The following is a 15,777-nucleotide window of genomic DNA, read 5'->3' as shown; positions in this document are numbered from 1 at the left end:
TAATGCAAATAAATATCACAAATAATACAATTATAGATACTTAATGTTGCGGCTGTTCATGGATTGCCATTTAACTCTAGCTAATTAGACCACGCCTTGTATATTAAGAGTGAGAATAGGGTTAAATTATAGTATAGCAGTAACTACTTAAAAAATCGTTATTTCTATATAACTCATAAATTGTTCTAGTTAATTATTCGTTTTGAGATAAAAATATTGAGGAATAATCTGTATTTTTTCCCAAGCAGTAATTACATGATAAAGCTTTTCTGCTATGGTTTTATTAGATTGCTCTGTTAGGTGGATAGTATCAGAGAACATTGGAGTATGAAAAGAAGAGTTATTTTGATAAAAACTAATAAATTTTACATTTTTTGGGAACACTTTAGCTAAGTACTGACTTGTTTTTGCTAATTCATTATAAGCTTGTGGAAAGTTATCAAGATAATCCTTTCCCAAATGATTACGGATAGCCTTTTCTCTAACTGAAAGTTTATCAATACTACGAGAAGTAATTTCCGGTTGAATAGCTAACACAACGGGAATTCCCCATTGTGCAGATAACTTAATTAACTGCTGATGATTTTCTTTATAACGGTCAACCCGACGTTTCAATTCTTTGATATCGCTAGGCAAATAGGACTTAAGAGATTTACCATTATTATTAATAACTAAACTGGTTTGGTCTGGAGAAACAGAAGATTGAGGGGTAAAAGACTTAAAGGTTTTCACTAATGCTGTACTTTTTAACCATTTATCAATAGAAAAATCCAAATAATCACGAAAATAACCTTTTGCATCAGCTAAAAATTCGTCAATATGAGGAATATCAGTCTCGGGATAATTACTTTGTAACATCAAGTCTTCATATCCGTCTAAGACCACAATCAAATCCGGTTGATAAGGTAGGATTTTCAAGGCTAATTTAGCTAGTTGATTTCCTGAAGTATATCCTGGAACTGCGGCATTAATAACCCGATAATTACCCTCACGAATCTTGGGGGGTAATTTTATTAATTGTCGTCTAGTGGGTATAAAGAAAGGGAAAATATCAGGACGATATTGATCAGGAGAATTTTTTTGTTGTTTAACTCGTTGTTGAAGACGAGCTTCAAGATGATAGCTAATGGTAGTTTGATTATTAGGATTTAACTGTCCAAAAGCGGTAGACCCGCCTAAGATAAAAATACGAATTTCACTTTTTGGTTTTGCTAAAGGCAGAGATTTACTATCACGTACTCCTTGTTCATTTATTTGCCAAAATTTACTTTTTTGAGGACTTATTAGTTCATAGCCTAAGGTGGAACTGCGTTTAACTACTAAGCCTCCTCCGTTAGTTAATCCTTCTATTGGCTGTTTATTAGCAGTCAAGAAATTAAGCTGGTAAGCTTTCACTAAAGAAGACTCACCATCTATATTGTTATCTTTACCTGTCACTCCTAAGTAAGCTTGAGCTAAAAACTCCGAAAGGATAATTAAGACAGGACAAGCAAAGAGCAGCCAAAAGAAGGAAATTTTAGAAACCCGATTAGGTTTTTTATTGTAGAAATTGTTGTAATAAGAACTATAAGAGCGAGTTTTCTTTAGTAAATTTAACATTTCAAGATTTACCTTTAATAAACAGAGTTACAAGTTTGATTGTTGAACCTTAGCATTGTTTTAGAGTCGGAATACAGAATATCATCTAGAATGTATTACAGTATAAAATTCAGTTACAATAATCGCTCTAAGATATTTTAATAAACTTCATGGTATACAAATTACTGTTTGTCTGTCTTGGTAATATTTGTCGTTCTCCGGCAGCGGAAAATATTATGAACCACTTAATTCAAGAGGCAAATTTAGAAGAACAAATTGTTTGTGATTCAGCAGGAACATCAAGTTACCACATCGGTGCTGCCCCAGATCGTAGAATGAAATCTGCTGCACTGAGCCGGGGAATTGAGTTTAGAGGCAGGGCCAGACAATTCGAGCAGTTTGACTTTAAACAATTTGACCTGATTTTAGCAATGGATGAAGAAAATTATCAAAATATTTTAGCGCTTGATTCTCAAGAAAAATATAAAGATAAAGTACATTTGATATGTGAGTTTGTAACACGACATCCAGAAAGACAAGTTCTCGATCCTTATTATGGAGGTCAGGCAGAGTTTGATAAGGTCATTGACTTGTTGTTGGATGCTTGTGAGGGATTATTAGAGAAAATTTGTCAAAATTATCTATATTCGTAATGATTATTACAAATAAGTTTTACCCAGCCTAATTTTAGATCAGTTTCCATGTCCCTGGTTTAAATATGGGATTAATTTACAAATGATGTCTTAACCTAGTTTCTAGAAACTAGGTTAATTAGCTAAAAAATGACTTGGTAGGTCGGAAAGCGGACTAATATTTATATTTGTAATATGATTTTTAAAAAATCAAAAGATAGGCAAGCTTAAAGTAGCCATAGAATTAATATGGAGTAGAAGAGTAGACTGAGTTTGGGGATGATTATATTGCACAAGATATCAATGTAGACTCAACTTGGCTCTAATGCCAGACATACTATGGTCAATGAGGCAAGATTGTTTCCTCATTAGCCATAGGTATCAATTATTAATGTAAATAATATCATAATCAATAATAATGACTATTAGTAATCACTATCCTATTGATCGAGATAGAACTCAGCTTTAACTATCGAAAGAATATTTATTTCAGTTTATAAGTTTGGATTAATGCCTTCAATTAAAAGCTATTTATGTTAAGACCTAGATATAGTCTAACTCAAGACTAACCTTGAGTGTCATTAGTTACAAAAATTTACTTGATAATATTTTAGTTTTAAAAAATTTTTTGTACTGTTAAAGGAGAATATTCCAAAGCGTTAATTGTCGAGTTTCTTCAGACAAATTATTTTTTCCTCTTCACTTATGAATAAGTGAAGAGGAAAAAATTAAATACTCTCTTTAGAGGTAAAGTTAATCTTTTCAAGTGCACTCCATCAATGGCAAAAAGAATTTAACTTTCTAGGTTATAACAGAAATTGAATACGAATGCTTTTATAAAAAATCATGTATTTTTTATAAAACAGGATAGCTATTATTACGGCCTTTACGTTCTGACATATATCAAGTAAAGTAATTCCACAACATTTTAAAGTTTTTAACAAAATCTGCTTACTCATATACTTTAATTGCCTTTAGAACAGATGAAAAGATTATCTTCTGGATTAGCCTTAACAAGTGTTAGTTTACTCCTATCCGTGTTTTGTAATAATATAGTTGAAGCATCGGGGGAGTCAAACGGCAGGATAAAGTTTTCTCCCAATACCTCTAATCGATATAAATTAAAAACCCCTCAAATATCTACAGGTTATATTTGGCCAACTCAAGGGAGAATGACTTCCGGTTTTGGAATACGCTACGGCAATATGCATGAAGGAATTGATATTGCAGGACCAATGGGTACCCCTATTTTTGCGGCAGCCACTGGAGTAGTTATTTCAGCAGGATGGAACTCTCAAGGCTATGGAATTCTGGTAAAATTACGCCATCCTGATGGTAGTGTAAGTTTTTATGGACATAATCGTCGGCTTTTAGTTCGCCGTGGGCAACAAGTTGAACAAGGACAACAAATTGCTGAGATGGGAAGCACCGGCAACAGTACTGGGCCCCATTTACATTTCGAGATTCACCCTCAAGGAAGAACAGCAGTTGATCCTATTGCTTTTTTGCCTGAACCTGATGGAGTTACTAATGTTCGTAGAAATACTCGAACTCGTTCTTCACGCTCAGAAGTTCCCAACGATACTATATTACCTAGGATGGGCAATAGAGAATGGCGAGCTGAGGATTAGAACTGTAAATAAATAATTGCGCAGGGATAGAATTGATTAATTATCGTTTGAAAATGAATCGGTAGTCCTAAATAAAAATTGGGACATAGATGAGTCCTTTTTATCATTTTTTGTTATTATTTTTAGCTTCTTTAAAATTTGCGAATTTTTTATAATTTGATTTAAGTTTTTTAAAATCATAGATAATTGTTAGAGCTTATGAATTAGTGTTTTTTGATTAAAATTTTCTTTCTTTCCTCAATAGTTCCTAATATGGTATTGTTCATTTATATTTTATCACTTAATAAAAAACTGGCTTAGTTTAGTAAGTATGTAAAGACAATTGGTGTATCTAATTAAGACTGTTTGCTTATTCTATACTAGAACATTTGGATTAAATTCTTGTTGGGACAGATACAATTGGTCTTACACCAGTAGTGCTGTATTCGGTTTAGTTACAGTTACTTATTTTATAATTGTCAAAAATAAAAAATTTAAAATCTTCTTTTACTCCTAGCTGAGACTTAGTGTCTTATGTATCTAGAGCAGTGACTAAAAGTTGTTGACACAAAATATAATTTTTAAACTCTAGTTAAATCTAATAATGAATTACTTATTCGTAATTTTTCTAGTCAAGTGCTGCACCAGTTTATTGAAAGTTATTGAACTGGTTTGTATGTTAGTCTATCTAACACAGAAATTTTACTCAGAAGCGATATGATTTGATGATTACCTCTTTTTTTATTTAAATTAATCACTGACTTATCTTACTTAGATTTATATCTCACTATATATATGAGATATGAACTGTTGTCTTTGTTAAAAAATTAATTAGTTAACATTTTTTTCTTGGATAATCTATTAAGATAAGTGGTTGAGCATTGATAAGAGTATAAAATCTGAAAGTAATACTTCAAGATAAAGTGCAAACACGTTATTTTGGAGTAGAATATAAATCCTAAATTAGCTAATAGTCATATGAAAATTTTTAAAAATTTTAGTCAATTTCTCGAAACACAACTTGAAGAATTCCTCGAAAACAATCCTCATTTAGAGTTACAAGCTCTTCTAGAACAATTACGAGAACAGGAAAAAAAAACGCTTAAATTGGTTATTGAATTAGAAGGACAAGAAAAACGCTTAGAAAATGATATTTTGACCTTGGCTAAAGATATTCAGCGGTGGCATCAAAGAATTGCTAAAGCTAAAGCAGTTGGACGCTTAGATTTAGCAGAACCAGCACAACAAAGAGAGGCGGCTTTATTACGTCAAGGAAATCAACTTTGGGGACAAATGCAGGGGACAAAACAACAAATTCTTCAAACTAAAGAATTACTTAGTCAAATTGAAAAACGTAAACAAGTAGTTCAAAACCAAATTACACAAGCTAAGACAATTTACGCTAAAGAAAATTACAATAATATTGGTTGGAATAAAGGAATTAATTACTATTCTTACAATAAGGCAATTGATCCTCTAGAAGCTGAATTTCAAAAGTGGGAACTTGATGATGAGTTAAATAGACTAAAAAAAGAGCTTTAGACTTAGATAATAACTATTTAAATAATAAATAATTACGGATTATTCAAAATAGTTTTTATATGTTAAAAGTAAAAAACTGATAATCTTATTTCATAGGTCTTTTTAGACTTCAAATACTTAGTTTTCATCGAGATATGTTTTTTTATACCATAGAATTTTTTATAAAAATCATAAGTTATTAGTTACTGAATATATGATTCCTAATCTAGGGTGGTCAAAATCACTTTTTTCTAAAAGATAGAGAAAGGTAACTTATCTTCAACGTTTTTATAAAGATAAAAACTAAAACTTTCAAAAATCATTAATTAAGCAATACCATTTCGTTTTCTAGTTTCTTTATAAGACGTACCAACGTTTTGCAACCCAGTACGGATCATTTGTTGTTCCAGTAGAGCAAAGAATCTGACGCGATCACCTCCTCTAATAACAGCTTGATTATGGGACTCAGATAAAGCAATAGGGTAACCATACCCTTTACTAACTTGGCCCAACAAAATACCTAAAGCTTGTTCTAATAAGGGTTTATCTTCTACAACCCACGCGGGAATTTCCACTCTAGCGATTTCTGATCCAAAATTAATGTAACAAAAATAAATCTGTTGTGCTTTCTCATATAACTTTAAAATTCGTTGAGAACTGCGCCATAAGGGACCTCGCTGGCCAGGTTCTAAAAACTGTCCCCAAAGGGTTATATCTCGCAAAGGTTCTATTATTTTACAAGGTAAATTTTTTTCTTCTGAGCCTCCACAATTAGCAAGACAATTTGGAGTACTGAAAGGACAAGAGTATAACCGTAAAAAGGTTATACTTTCCACACTACGAGATGCACTTAAATAACCCATTATAGGGATCTGTGATTTTTGTAATTTGGCCCAGGCTGTTAGGATTGGTGGTAAGATGTTCTTCCGTACTTCTTTGGGTAATCCGTCTAAAAACCAGTAAATCAATGAGCCATCAACCATTGCCAAATTTGCTTCATAATGTGCACCTGGGGGATTTACCCAACTACAAGCCATATCAGAAAGAGTTTCTATTTCTAAAACGCTACGGCGATAACCTATCCATTCTTCTGTCCTAATTCCCCATTGTTTGGAAATATAAAGATCTTCTGGACGATAGTAAACTTCAGGTAAACTGTCAAGTAAAGGATATAAGTTTTGTCCATAATGAAGCATTACCCGCCCCACATTGATTAAATAACAATACGCTATTTCATGGTGAGAAGGAGCAATTTGAGAACCATCAGTGGCAAAAACACTATGTTTATGGGGAGGTGAAATCAAATTAATTCGTGTATTTAGAGGTTCTATAGGAATAGCTGGTGAAAAAGTCAGGTAATTATGCCATTTCTCATATTTTTTAATTAATTCTACTTCTAGATCATATATTCTTGGTAGGATTTTTTGTGCTTTTTGCAATCGTTCACAATTAGCATTTAATTCTTCTTGAAAATGTTGATTGATTTCAGGTATTTTTTTTGTGAGTTTGATAATATCAAGCATCTCAATAGTTAAAGTTTAAATGAAAATCAAATAAATTGATTAATATTTCGTTTTAAACAAATCAAAAAATTATAGATATATTTATATTAAGTTTGGGTAACATAATTTTAATTAATATTTCATGACAATAAGATTTATTTATTTTTTGTGATTTGTTAGAATCACAAAACTATGTTGTTTAATAATACCAGCAATATGACTCTCAATAAAATATGCTATTTTATCTAAAATATTATTTACATCATACAACCTTAAAGATTAATGGATAGTTTTTTAAAAACGTTATATTGTGGATAGTATTCTATCTATAATTTATATAGTCACAATATTTGAGTTTTATAGTATAAATAGTTTTTCTAAAATAAGTCACAATGAACTCATTACTAAAATAATTAGATTAAGTTGATTTATTTAAAAATAGATCAATATTTGATTTAATATATAATCAATCAAGACAGGATACTAACTCTAAAAAATAGATAATAAATTCTATATTTTTGCTATATTAACATAGCTGTTATTCAATTCTATTTATCTTTAATTATTCTGATTAAAGATAATAAATGCCAATATTTTATTTAGGATGCAAATAAAAAAACATTTGTCTAATTTTTAAGTGTTATATATTGATGTACATAATTATATTATTGTTTTTAGTACAATATTAAAATATTGTTAGTAGACAACATTTATTTTTATAAAGGTACTTATGTTTTTATATATTTTAAACAGCAATATTAATAATAGTTATTTAAACCTTATTTAGATAAATTATATAACAGTTGAGAAGTCACAATCTTTACAAAAAATAATAATTATACAGTTATGGACTATCTTTACCTTATACAAGATAAAAGTAATGACTCTTTGACACTTATTTTACAAAGTTTTTAAAACACTAAAAATCTCACATTGAACAACATTAAATCTTAGCATTATATTATACTCTTATAATAAGAGCTATAAAAGTTATTAACTCCCACTTGAACATCTTTTGTCTGGATGACTTACAGCTATAACTTTAAAGAAAAATCATATTATACTTGAAGGCCTATGGGTAATCAAAAACAACCAATCAAAATCATTAGTAACAATCGTAAAGCTCGTTTTCTTTATGAAATTTTAGAAACTTACGAAGCAGGTATTGTATTGAATGGAACAGAGGTTAAGTCTATTCGGGCTGGTAAAGTTAACCTAAGTGATGGCTATGCATTAATTAAAAATGGAGAAGTCTGGTTGCTTAATGTTAATATCTCTCCTTATCAGGCTAGTAGTCAATACTTTAATCATGATCCCCGCCGGAGTAGAAAATTATTGTTGCACCGAAAAGAAATTAATCAGTTGATTGGCAAAATTGAACAAAAAGGTCTTACTTTAATCCCTCTGAAAATATATCTCAAAGGAAGTTTAGTTAAAGTCAGTTTGGGTTTAGGACGAGGGAAAAAACTTCATGACAAACGGGAAACTATTAAACGCCGTCAGGATGAGAGAGAGATGTCACGAGCAATGAAACAACATTAAATATTAATAGAAGAATAGAGGTATGTTGATTTAGGATCTTTTACCCATATATACCTCAACTTTTTGTTGTAAAACTCAAAGCTAATTCTAATTGATTTCTTAAAATTGTATATTTATTTTCTTACGGTAAAGAATTTATATATTGATATTATTTAATGTATGAATATATATTTTAGATCAAAAACTTTAGAAGTTAGCAGCTACCATTTAATCCGGCATAAGTATAGAAAATTCACTATTTATATTTGAAATATAAATAGTGAATTTTTGTTTAAGTAAACCCAACTGCTAGTAATATAAAAGGTGTTGTCCATAAAAACATATTTTATAGTTTGTGTAATTATTTTGTTCTCTATTTGTAGTCATCATTTCATATCTTTACAGAAACTATAATTATGTTTATCTATCAATTACGCAATTCCCAAATTTATTAATTGTTATGTATTCTTGATAAGGACTCATAACTAAAAACTCTTGACTCCAGTAAAATAACCTCAATAGTTATTTGTTAGAGATAAATTTTTATGGGTTGTGCTGATAGAGTTGTTCTCGCTTATTCTGGAGGAGTTGATACATCCGTTTGTATTCCCTATCTTAAGCAAGAATGGGGGATAAAAGATATAATCACCTTATCTGTTGATTTGGGGCAAGAAGACGAATTAGGTCCTATTCAAGCTAAAGCTCTAGAATGTGGGGCTTTAGAATCTTTAATAGTTGACGCTCAAGAAACATTTATAACAAACTATGGATTTCGGGCTATTCAAGCAAATGCTCTTTACGAAAACCGTTATCCTCTGTCCACCGCATTAGCTCGCCCTTTAATTTCTAAGCTCTTAGTAGAAGTGGCAGAAAAATATGGAGCGGATGCAGTTGCTCACGGTTGTACTGCTAAAGGAAATGATCAGGTCCGCTTTGACTTAGGGATTCTCGCTCTTAATCCTGACTTAAAAATTCTCGCTCCAGCACGGGAGTGGAATATGAGTAGGGAGGAAGCTATTGCCTATGGGGAGAAATTTGGTATTGAATTTTCCGTAAAAAAATCTTCTCCCTTCAGTATTGATCGTAATATTCTTGGACGTAGTATTGAAGCAGGTCCGTTAGAAGATCCAATGTTTGAACCTCCTGAAGAAATCTATTTAATGACTAAAGCAATTGCCAATACTCCTGACAAACCTGAGTATATAGAGATTGGGTTTGAAAAAGGAGTTCCGGTTAGTCTTAATTGTCAAAACCTTGATTCTGTAACTCTGATTAGTCAGTTAAATAAAATAGCAGGTAATCATGGGATTGGACGTCTAGATATGATTGAAAACCGCGTTGTAGGTATTAAATCGAGGGAAATCTATGAAGTTCCTGCATTATTAATGTTAATTGATGCTCACCGCGACTTAGAAAGTTTGACTCTTACTGCTGACGTAACTCAATATAAACAGGGAGTGGGAGATACTTACAGTAAACTAATTTACGAAGGATTATGGTACAGTCCATTAAAAGAGGCTCTCGATGCTTTTATCTCCCAAACCCAAGACCGTGTTACGGGAACAGTCCGGATTAAATTATTTAAGGGGAATGCTGTCATTGTAGGTCGCTGTTCAGATAATTCTATTTACAGTCCCAACTTATCTACCTATGGAGCAGATGATAACTTTGATCATAAGGCGGCTGAAGGGTTTATTTATATCTGGGGACTTCCTACCAGAGTTTGGGCGCAAAAGAATAAAAGATAGTTGCGTTTAGAAAATCATAATTGTCGTAGAATTTATTTTCGTTAGTAGGGAATGATGATATCAGGCTCTTATCATGGTCTTATGTTGAATAATCTAGTTCTTTCAAACTAAGTTATGATACATTGATAGCTAATAACTGCCACAACAACTTTTGTTCCGACTGTATCATAAAATTCCAGAAACTTGATGTTTATATAAATCGAGTTTTTGGAATTTTGTGATAATTGTAAAATAAGATTTTTAACTTTTATTTATTGTTATTTTATTATAGCTATTCTATATGATAGATTCACCGGAAATATCGATTGTCGTTCCTTTATATAACGAAGCACCAAATATAGACCAGCTTTTTAAGCGACTATTTTTAATCTTAGACCAATTAAATATGACCTATGAAATTATCTGTGTTGACGATGGAAGTCGAGATAATACCCTTACGAACTTAGTTGATTATCATCAACATTATCCCGAAATTAAAGTGATTGGATTATCTCGAAATTTTGGAAAAGAAATCGCATTGACCGCTGGTTTAGATTATGCTCAGGGAAAAGCTGTTATTCCCATCGATGGAGATTTACAAGATCCCCCAGAATTAATTGGAGAATTAATTTCCAAGTGGCGCGAAGGCTATGATGTTGTTTATGCTAAACGGCGTTCACGCCAGGGAGAAAGTTGGTTTAAACGCTTTACAGCTGACATGTTTTACCGGGTCATCAGTAAGATGAGTCGTGTGCCCATTCCTAGAAACACGGGAGATTTTCGACTCTTAGATCGACGGGTGGTCATAGCCTTTAAAAAAATTCCAGAACGAACCCGTTTTATGAAAGGGCTATTTGCCTGGGTAGGATACAAGGAAACGGCGATTTTCTATGATCGTCTTCCTCGTTATCAAGGACAAACTAAATGGAATTATTGGAAACTCTGGAATTTTGCTATTGATGGAATTACCTCTTTTAGTATGGTTCCGTTAAAGGTTTGGAGTTATATCGGGGTAGTACTATCTTTGTTTGCTTTTTTTTATGGATTATTTTTAATTATCTGGACATTAGCTTCAGGAATCGACGTTCCTGGCTATCCATCTTTAATGGTAACCGTTTTGTTTTTGGGCGGCATACAATTAATCAGCCTAGGGGTAATTGGGGAATATCTAGGCCGAGTTTACGAAGAAGTCAAGGAACGTCCTCTCTATCTTGTGCGAGATTGTTATGGTCTAACTATTAATGATAACGAAGTGACTAAGTCATAAAGTTAATACGCTATAAGTAAATCCCACACAAAATGTATATTAGAAGAACTTAAGAGATTAATTTTATTAAATCTAAAAGATAATCCACAAATGTCTCCATTATGCTCATATAAATAAGTATGTACAGTGTTTTACAAAAGTATCTGACAAAAATCAAACTTCTATTTCATTAATTCTCCCGCTTAACTAACGGTAACAGTCTGACTATCCATCTTCTAAGCTACTAGTATCAGCTAGTTTGACTCAAGTTGGTTATTCTTTAAACTTATAAATTACAATATAAGCAATTACCACAAATTTTCTAATTTTTACCTATTGTCAACAACTAATAAAATACTATAGTTTAACAATTTATATTCATAGGAGATAAATATGAAAAATAAAATTTTAAAGTGTTAATAAAACTTAAGATTAATTTATTTAAAAATCTAAAATCACTCTAGAAGGTTGTTATAGCAAAAAGGAATGTACATTAGCATTTTTTATCTCAACAGTCTGATTATTATCCCATCAATCAAGCTAATAAACAATTAGGATGTTAATTAATTTAAGAGTAATTCAAGCATTATTCCTTTCTATTGGTACAATAAACACAGAGAAAAATTGTTTCTCTAAGAAATTTTAGATCTCAATTTATCGTCAATTATATTATTCTCTCAGATCAATTTTAATTAATGAAACTAAGAATACCGAGATCTCCGTCCAAACTGGCTTGAGTCCCTACGGGTAAGGCGGCATTTTCTCCATCATGGCCAAAAGGAAGATTTGACACTATAGGAATATTGAGATCCCCAAGACGATCACGTAATACTTCCTCCACCGTCCAGCTCGAATCTGATGGTGATAATTCACATTGACTAAACCGCCCTAGAGCAATCCCTTTAATTCCTTTAAATGCTTTCATTAATCGCCATTGAGTTACATAACGGTCCACACGATATGGAGCTTCTCCCACGTCTTCCAGCGCTAATATCACCCCGTTTAGGGAGGGCTGCAAGGAAGTTCCTAGTAAGTGGGTAGCGACGGATAAATTTGCCGGGAGTAGGGTTCCTATGGTTTTTCCACCTCCCCATCCTAAACCTTTGAGAGGAGATAGTAGTCCTCTTTCAAGGTAATTAAATAATCGTTGAACTGACCAATAAGGTTCTGATCCTAAGGTGGTTAAAACAGGAGCATGAAGACTAGCAATCCCTTCTTTGGCTAAACTCCACAATAATCCTGTGATATCAGAAAAACCGATTATCCATTTTGGTGGTGAAGCCAAAACAGAGTTCCATTGCCAGTCTTCTAACAATCTGGTACTTCCATAGCCTCCCCTAGCGCAAATAATGGCTTTACAGTAAGGGTTTTCCCAAGCCTCTAATAATGCTTGTCGTCGTTGAATGTCGGTTCCGGCTAAATATCCTGTATGGGCGTTCCAGTGACTTGCCAAGTGAACTTGATAGCCTCGTGCTCGCCAGATTTCTAATCCTTTTTTAAATGTAGATAATTCTTTTAACCGACCACTGGGAGCGATAACTTGTACTGAATCTCCTGATTTTAAGAAAGAAGGTAGTTTCATGAGTAATAACTAATAAAGAATAATTGATAATTATCTATTTGTTTGATAGCTTAATGGTAATCTTAAAAACTTAATCCAATTGGATCGATAATGAGTTTTCAAAAAATGAGATAAATAGATTTGTATAACTTGAAGTCAATTAAGCTTATCCTAGACAATAGTACATGTTGATTCGATCAAATCGAATTATTTTTAAAAATTTTCAATAAGAAACAAAAATATTTAAAAATACTTTATTTATTTTGTTTATATGACAATATTTTTAAGTATTTATAAAAAATAAAAAATAAATCAGTAAAAATCTTACATCTTTTATTGATTGGTTTCAATATTTGTACAGACAAACAAGAATTACTATCTTATCATTTGTTGTTTTATTAGTTATACAGGCTGATTTTAGCCACTATTATTGATGTGCTTTAATATTTTTGTTTCTACAGCATTTGACTTTAATATTGTTGAGCTTGATTGCAGTATTTTAAATATTTATAAATATTTTTATATCAAGTAACCATGTTTGTTTTTTAAATTAAATTGTATTCATCAATAATACTGTGACTCATCATTTTTCCGTGTTTAAGTTTTGACGTTAAATAAAAATCCAAGACTTTATACTCTTCATCCTTTGGCACTCTTTACAAAACTCTATGTCATCGTTATAGTGTCTCTACGCTACTCTCCTTTTATGGCAATCAAAAAATACTAATAAAACGAGTCCTTAATAATGAAAATTTTACTTACTGGTGCAACGGGGTTTCTCGGAACTAATCTTTGTTCTCAACTTCAAGCACAAGGAGATGAAATAGTCCGTCTCAACTCGAACAACTGTGATCTCACTCAACCTGAGTCTTTGCTTAATTTTAACGATTGCAACTATGATCAGATTTACCATTTAGCTGCCTGGACTCAAGCAGGTGATTTTTGTTTATCTCATCCGGGAGAACAATGGATTATTAACCAGCAAATAAACACTAATGTTCTAACATGGTGGCAGAAATACCAAGCCCAGGCGAAATTAATTTGTATGGGGACAAGTTGTGCATATGACCCAAATCTACCCTTGTTGGAGAAATATTACCTTACAGGGATACCTATAAACAGTTTATTTACTTATGCAATGACTAAACGAATGCTCTATGCAGGTTTATTAGCTTTAAATAAACAATATGGTCTAAAATACCTTTATCTAATTCCTTCTACCCTTTATGGGTCCGGGTATCATACCGATGGTCGACAGATGCACTTTATTTTCGATCTCATCCGTAAGATAATTCGGGGGAAACTTTATGGCGAACCTGTGGTCTTATGGGGAGATGGAAATCAATCACGGGAGTTGGTCTTTGTTGAAGATTTTGCTAAGATTGCCACCCAACTGGCTGCTACCATTGATAATAATTCAATTAACATTGGTGCAGGGGAGGAGTACACTATCCGACATTTTGCCAAGCTAATCTGTGAAGAAGTTGACTACAACTTCAGTCAAATCAGATTTGATACATCTTGCTATGTAGGAGCTAGGTCTAAGTGTTTAGTTGTTGACAAACTTAAGGAATCTTTACCCAATTTCAAGTTAACTCCATTAGAATTAGGGTTAGCTAAAACTATAGAGTGGTTCTGGCTCGAACAAGAAAAACTTGTTCCAGCTAGGTAAGTGAGTTAAGTGAGGAGTAACGGTGAACTATTATTGGATTCAACACAGGCTAAAGAGTCTAGAAGAAGCGTTTAACCCCAAATATTGTCGTTCAGTTGAACAAACAATCAGTTTAATTGCTAGACGGTTCCAAAATGGGCATAAATTACTTATTTGTGGTAACGGTGGCTCTGCCGCTGATGCTCAACACATTGCGGCTGAATTTGTGGGTCGGTTCCAAATTCATCGTAAGGGTTTGCCAGCAATTGCCCTAGGAACTAATCCTGCAACTTTGACCGCTTGGGCCAATGACTACGAATATGAAACAATCTTTGCTCGCCAGGTGGAAGCTTTCGGGCAACCAGGAGATATTCTTTGGGGGCTTTCTACTTCTGGAAAATCTGCTAATGTAATGCGTGCTTTTGAGATGGCTAAAGACATGGGATTAATTACTATCGGAATGGCAGGAAATAATGGCGGCATGCTTAAGGAAATGTCAGATTATCCCCTTTTTGTAAAACAACACCACACCCCCTATATTCAAGAAATTCACTTAATGACCTATCATCGGATTTGTGAACAAGTGGAAGCACAATTATTCGCTAATGTTGGCTTAGAAGGACAAATTGCGGTTTAATATCTGGAATGGTGGACTATCCAACCAATACTTCTCATACACGTTTCAATAAAGCCCTGTTTCTGGATCGAGATGGGGTGATTGTTGACTACGTCCCCTATTTGAGTCAACCTGAACAAGTTAAGCTTCCCGATGGTGCAGGGGAAGCTTTAAAACAATGGCAAGATGCAGGTTATTTACTGATAATAATCACTAACCAGTCCGGAGTTGGTAGGGGATATTATAGCCTACAGGATGTTGAGAAAGTTCACTATTATATCCGACAACAATATAGCCATTTTGGAGTATCATTCTCTGATATTTTTATTTGTCCGCATCATCCCGATGACAAATGTTTTTGCCGTAAACCTTCCCCTGAAATGTTAATTAATGCCTCTAAAAAACATCATATAATGCTGTCTCAATCTTTCTTTATTGGTGATGCATTTAGTGATTTAGAAGCTGCTATTAGAGCTGACTGCAAGCCCATTTTGATTTTAACAGGACGAGGACGAGAGACCATGGCAAAACTAGAAAAATATCCGATAGAAGTTAAAGTTTTTAAAGAACTATTGGAGACAGTTAAACTAATAGGTTTAGGATAGAATTATA

12 protein-coding genes are annotated in these 15,777 nt (G+C 32.7%); 9 read left to right on the top strand and 3 right to left on the bottom strand.

From position 1 onward, the window contains the following. Positions 1–189: 189 nt before the first annotated feature. Positions 190–1,599, bottom strand: coding sequence for an SGNH/GDSL hydrolase family protein (locus OXU93_RS05565; protein ID WP_267383136.1), 1,410 nt, complete (start codon positions 1,597–1,599; stop codon positions 190–192). A 149-nt stretch (positions 1,600–1,748) separates the two neighbouring features. Here OXU93_RS05565 and OXU93_RS05560 point away from each other — a divergent pair, with 149 nt between their 5' ends. The 3 genes from OXU93_RS05560 to OXU93_RS05550 all read left to right on the top strand — a co-directional run bounded on the left by OXU93_RS05560 (position 1,749) and on the right by OXU93_RS05550 (position 5,362). Then, on the top strand, positions 1,749–2,231 hold the full coding sequence (locus OXU93_RS05560; protein WP_267383133.1) for a low molecular weight protein-tyrosine-phosphatase: 483 nt from the start codon (positions 1,749–1,751) through the stop codon (positions 2,229–2,231). Between the two features lie 962 nt (positions 2,232–3,193). Next, entirely contained in the window at positions 3,194–3,841 is a 648-nt protein-coding gene (locus tag OXU93_RS05555) for a M23 family metallopeptidase (RefSeq protein WP_267383131.1), read from the top strand. A gap of 957 nt (positions 3,842–4,798) precedes the next feature. Beyond that, complete coding sequence (locus OXU93_RS05550) at positions 4,799–5,362, top strand: TIGR04376 family protein (protein ID WP_267383129.1); 564 nt, start codon at positions 4,799–4,801, stop codon at positions 5,360–5,362. Between the two features lie 305 nt (positions 5,363–5,667). On the opposite strand, the gene OXU93_RS05545 is transcribed toward OXU93_RS05550, so the two are convergent. After that, complete coding sequence (locus OXU93_RS05545) at positions 5,668–6,864, bottom strand: DNA double-strand break repair nuclease NurA (protein WP_267383127.1); 1,197 nt, start codon at positions 6,862–6,864, stop codon at positions 5,668–5,670. Positions 6,865–7,917: 1,053 nt separating this feature from the next. On the opposite strand from OXU93_RS05545, the gene smpB reads away from it, so the two are divergent. From smpB to OXU93_RS05530, 3 genes are all read left to right on the top strand, one after another. Then, the gene (gene smpB, locus OXU93_RS05540; RefSeq protein ID WP_267383125.1) at positions 7,918–8,385 is read left to right on the top strand and encodes an SsrA-binding protein SmpB; all 468 of its coding nucleotides are present in this window, start codon (positions 7,918–7,920) and stop codon (positions 8,383–8,385) included. A gap of 524 nt (positions 8,386–8,909) precedes the next feature. Then, on the top strand, positions 8,910–10,112 hold the full coding sequence (locus tag OXU93_RS05535) for an argininosuccinate synthase (RefSeq protein WP_267383122.1): 1,203 nt from the start codon (positions 8,910–8,912) through the stop codon (positions 10,110–10,112). A 280-nt stretch (positions 10,113–10,392) separates the two neighbouring features. After that, entirely contained in the window at positions 10,393–11,358 is a 966-nt protein-coding gene (locus OXU93_RS05530) for a glycosyltransferase family 2 protein (RefSeq protein WP_267383119.1), read from the top strand. A 667-nt stretch (positions 11,359–12,025) separates the two neighbouring features. Here OXU93_RS05530 and OXU93_RS05525 read toward each other — a convergent pair. After that, positions 12,026–12,919 carry a S66 peptidase family protein gene (locus OXU93_RS05525; RefSeq protein ID WP_267383117.1) on the bottom strand — a complete coding sequence of 298 codons (894 nt, stop codon included), beginning with the start codon at positions 12,917–12,919 and terminating at the stop codon, positions 12,026–12,028. 724 nt (positions 12,920–13,643) lie between these two features. On the opposite strand from OXU93_RS05525, the gene OXU93_RS05520 reads away from it, so the two are divergent. From OXU93_RS05520 to OXU93_RS05510, 3 genes are read left to right on the top strand one after another with little or no spacing between them, the layout of a single operon-like run. Further along, entirely contained in the window at positions 13,644–14,570 is a 927-nt protein-coding gene (locus OXU93_RS05520) for an NAD-dependent epimerase/dehydratase family protein (RefSeq protein ID WP_267383114.1), read from the top strand. 22 nt (positions 14,571–14,592) lie between these two features. Further along, entirely contained in the window at positions 14,593–15,186 is a 594-nt protein-coding gene (gene gmhA / locus OXU93_RS05515) for a D-sedoheptulose 7-phosphate isomerase (protein ID WP_267383111.1), read from the top strand. Between the two features lie 8 nt (positions 15,187–15,194). Further along, complete coding sequence (locus OXU93_RS05510) at positions 15,195–15,770, top strand: D-glycero-alpha-D-manno-heptose-1,7-bisphosphate 7-phosphatase (protein WP_267383109.1); 576 nt, start codon at positions 15,195–15,197, stop codon at positions 15,768–15,770. Positions 15,771–15,777: the final 7 nt, after the last annotated feature.

The organism is Cyanobacterium sp. uoEpiScrs1 (genome assembly GCF_947331815.1).
In the GTDB taxonomy this organism is placed as follows: Bacteria; Cyanobacteriota; Cyanobacteriia; order Cyanobacteriales; family Microcystaceae; genus Rippkaea.
Note: the sequence above shows the minus strand (reverse complement) of the source record. Positions and strands in the feature narration are given on the sequence as shown.

Excerpts from the sequence above, each read along its gene's own strand:
- smpB (WP_267383125.1), top strand. The coding sequence starts at position 7,918 with ATGGGTAATCAAAAACAACCAATCAAAATCATTAGTAACAATCGTAAA.
- OXU93_RS05525 (WP_267383117.1), bottom strand. The coding sequence starts at position 12,919 with ATGAAACTACCTTCTTTCTTAAAATCAGGAGATTCAGTACAAGTTATC.
- OXU93_RS05560 (WP_267383133.1), top strand. The coding sequence starts at position 1,749 with ATGGTATACAAATTACTGTTTGTCTGTCTTGGTAATATTTGTCGTTCT.
- OXU93_RS05565 (WP_267383136.1), bottom strand. The coding sequence starts at position 1,599 with ATGTTAAATTTACTAAAGAAAACTCGCTCTTATAGTTCTTATTACAAC.
- OXU93_RS05555 (WP_267383131.1), top strand. The coding sequence starts at position 3,194 with ATGAAAAGATTATCTTCTGGATTAGCCTTAACAAGTGTTAGTTTACTC.
- OXU93_RS05530 (WP_267383119.1), top strand. The coding sequence starts at position 10,393 with ATGATAGATTCACCGGAAATATCGATTGTCGTTCCTTTATATAACGAA.
- OXU93_RS05520 (WP_267383114.1), top strand. The coding sequence starts at position 13,644 with ATGAAAATTTTACTTACTGGTGCAACGGGGTTTCTCGGAACTAATCTT.
- OXU93_RS05510 (WP_267383109.1), top strand. The coding sequence starts at position 15,195 with ATGGTGGACTATCCAACCAATACTTCTCATACACGTTTCAATAAAGCC.
- OXU93_RS05545 (WP_267383127.1), bottom strand. The coding sequence starts at position 6,864 with ATGCTTGATATTATCAAACTCACAAAAAAAATACCTGAAATCAATCAA.
- OXU93_RS05550 (WP_267383129.1), top strand. The coding sequence starts at position 4,799 with ATGAAAATTTTTAAAAATTTTAGTCAATTTCTCGAAACACAACTTGAA.
- OXU93_RS05535 (WP_267383122.1), top strand. The coding sequence starts at position 8,910 with ATGGGTTGTGCTGATAGAGTTGTTCTCGCTTATTCTGGAGGAGTTGAT.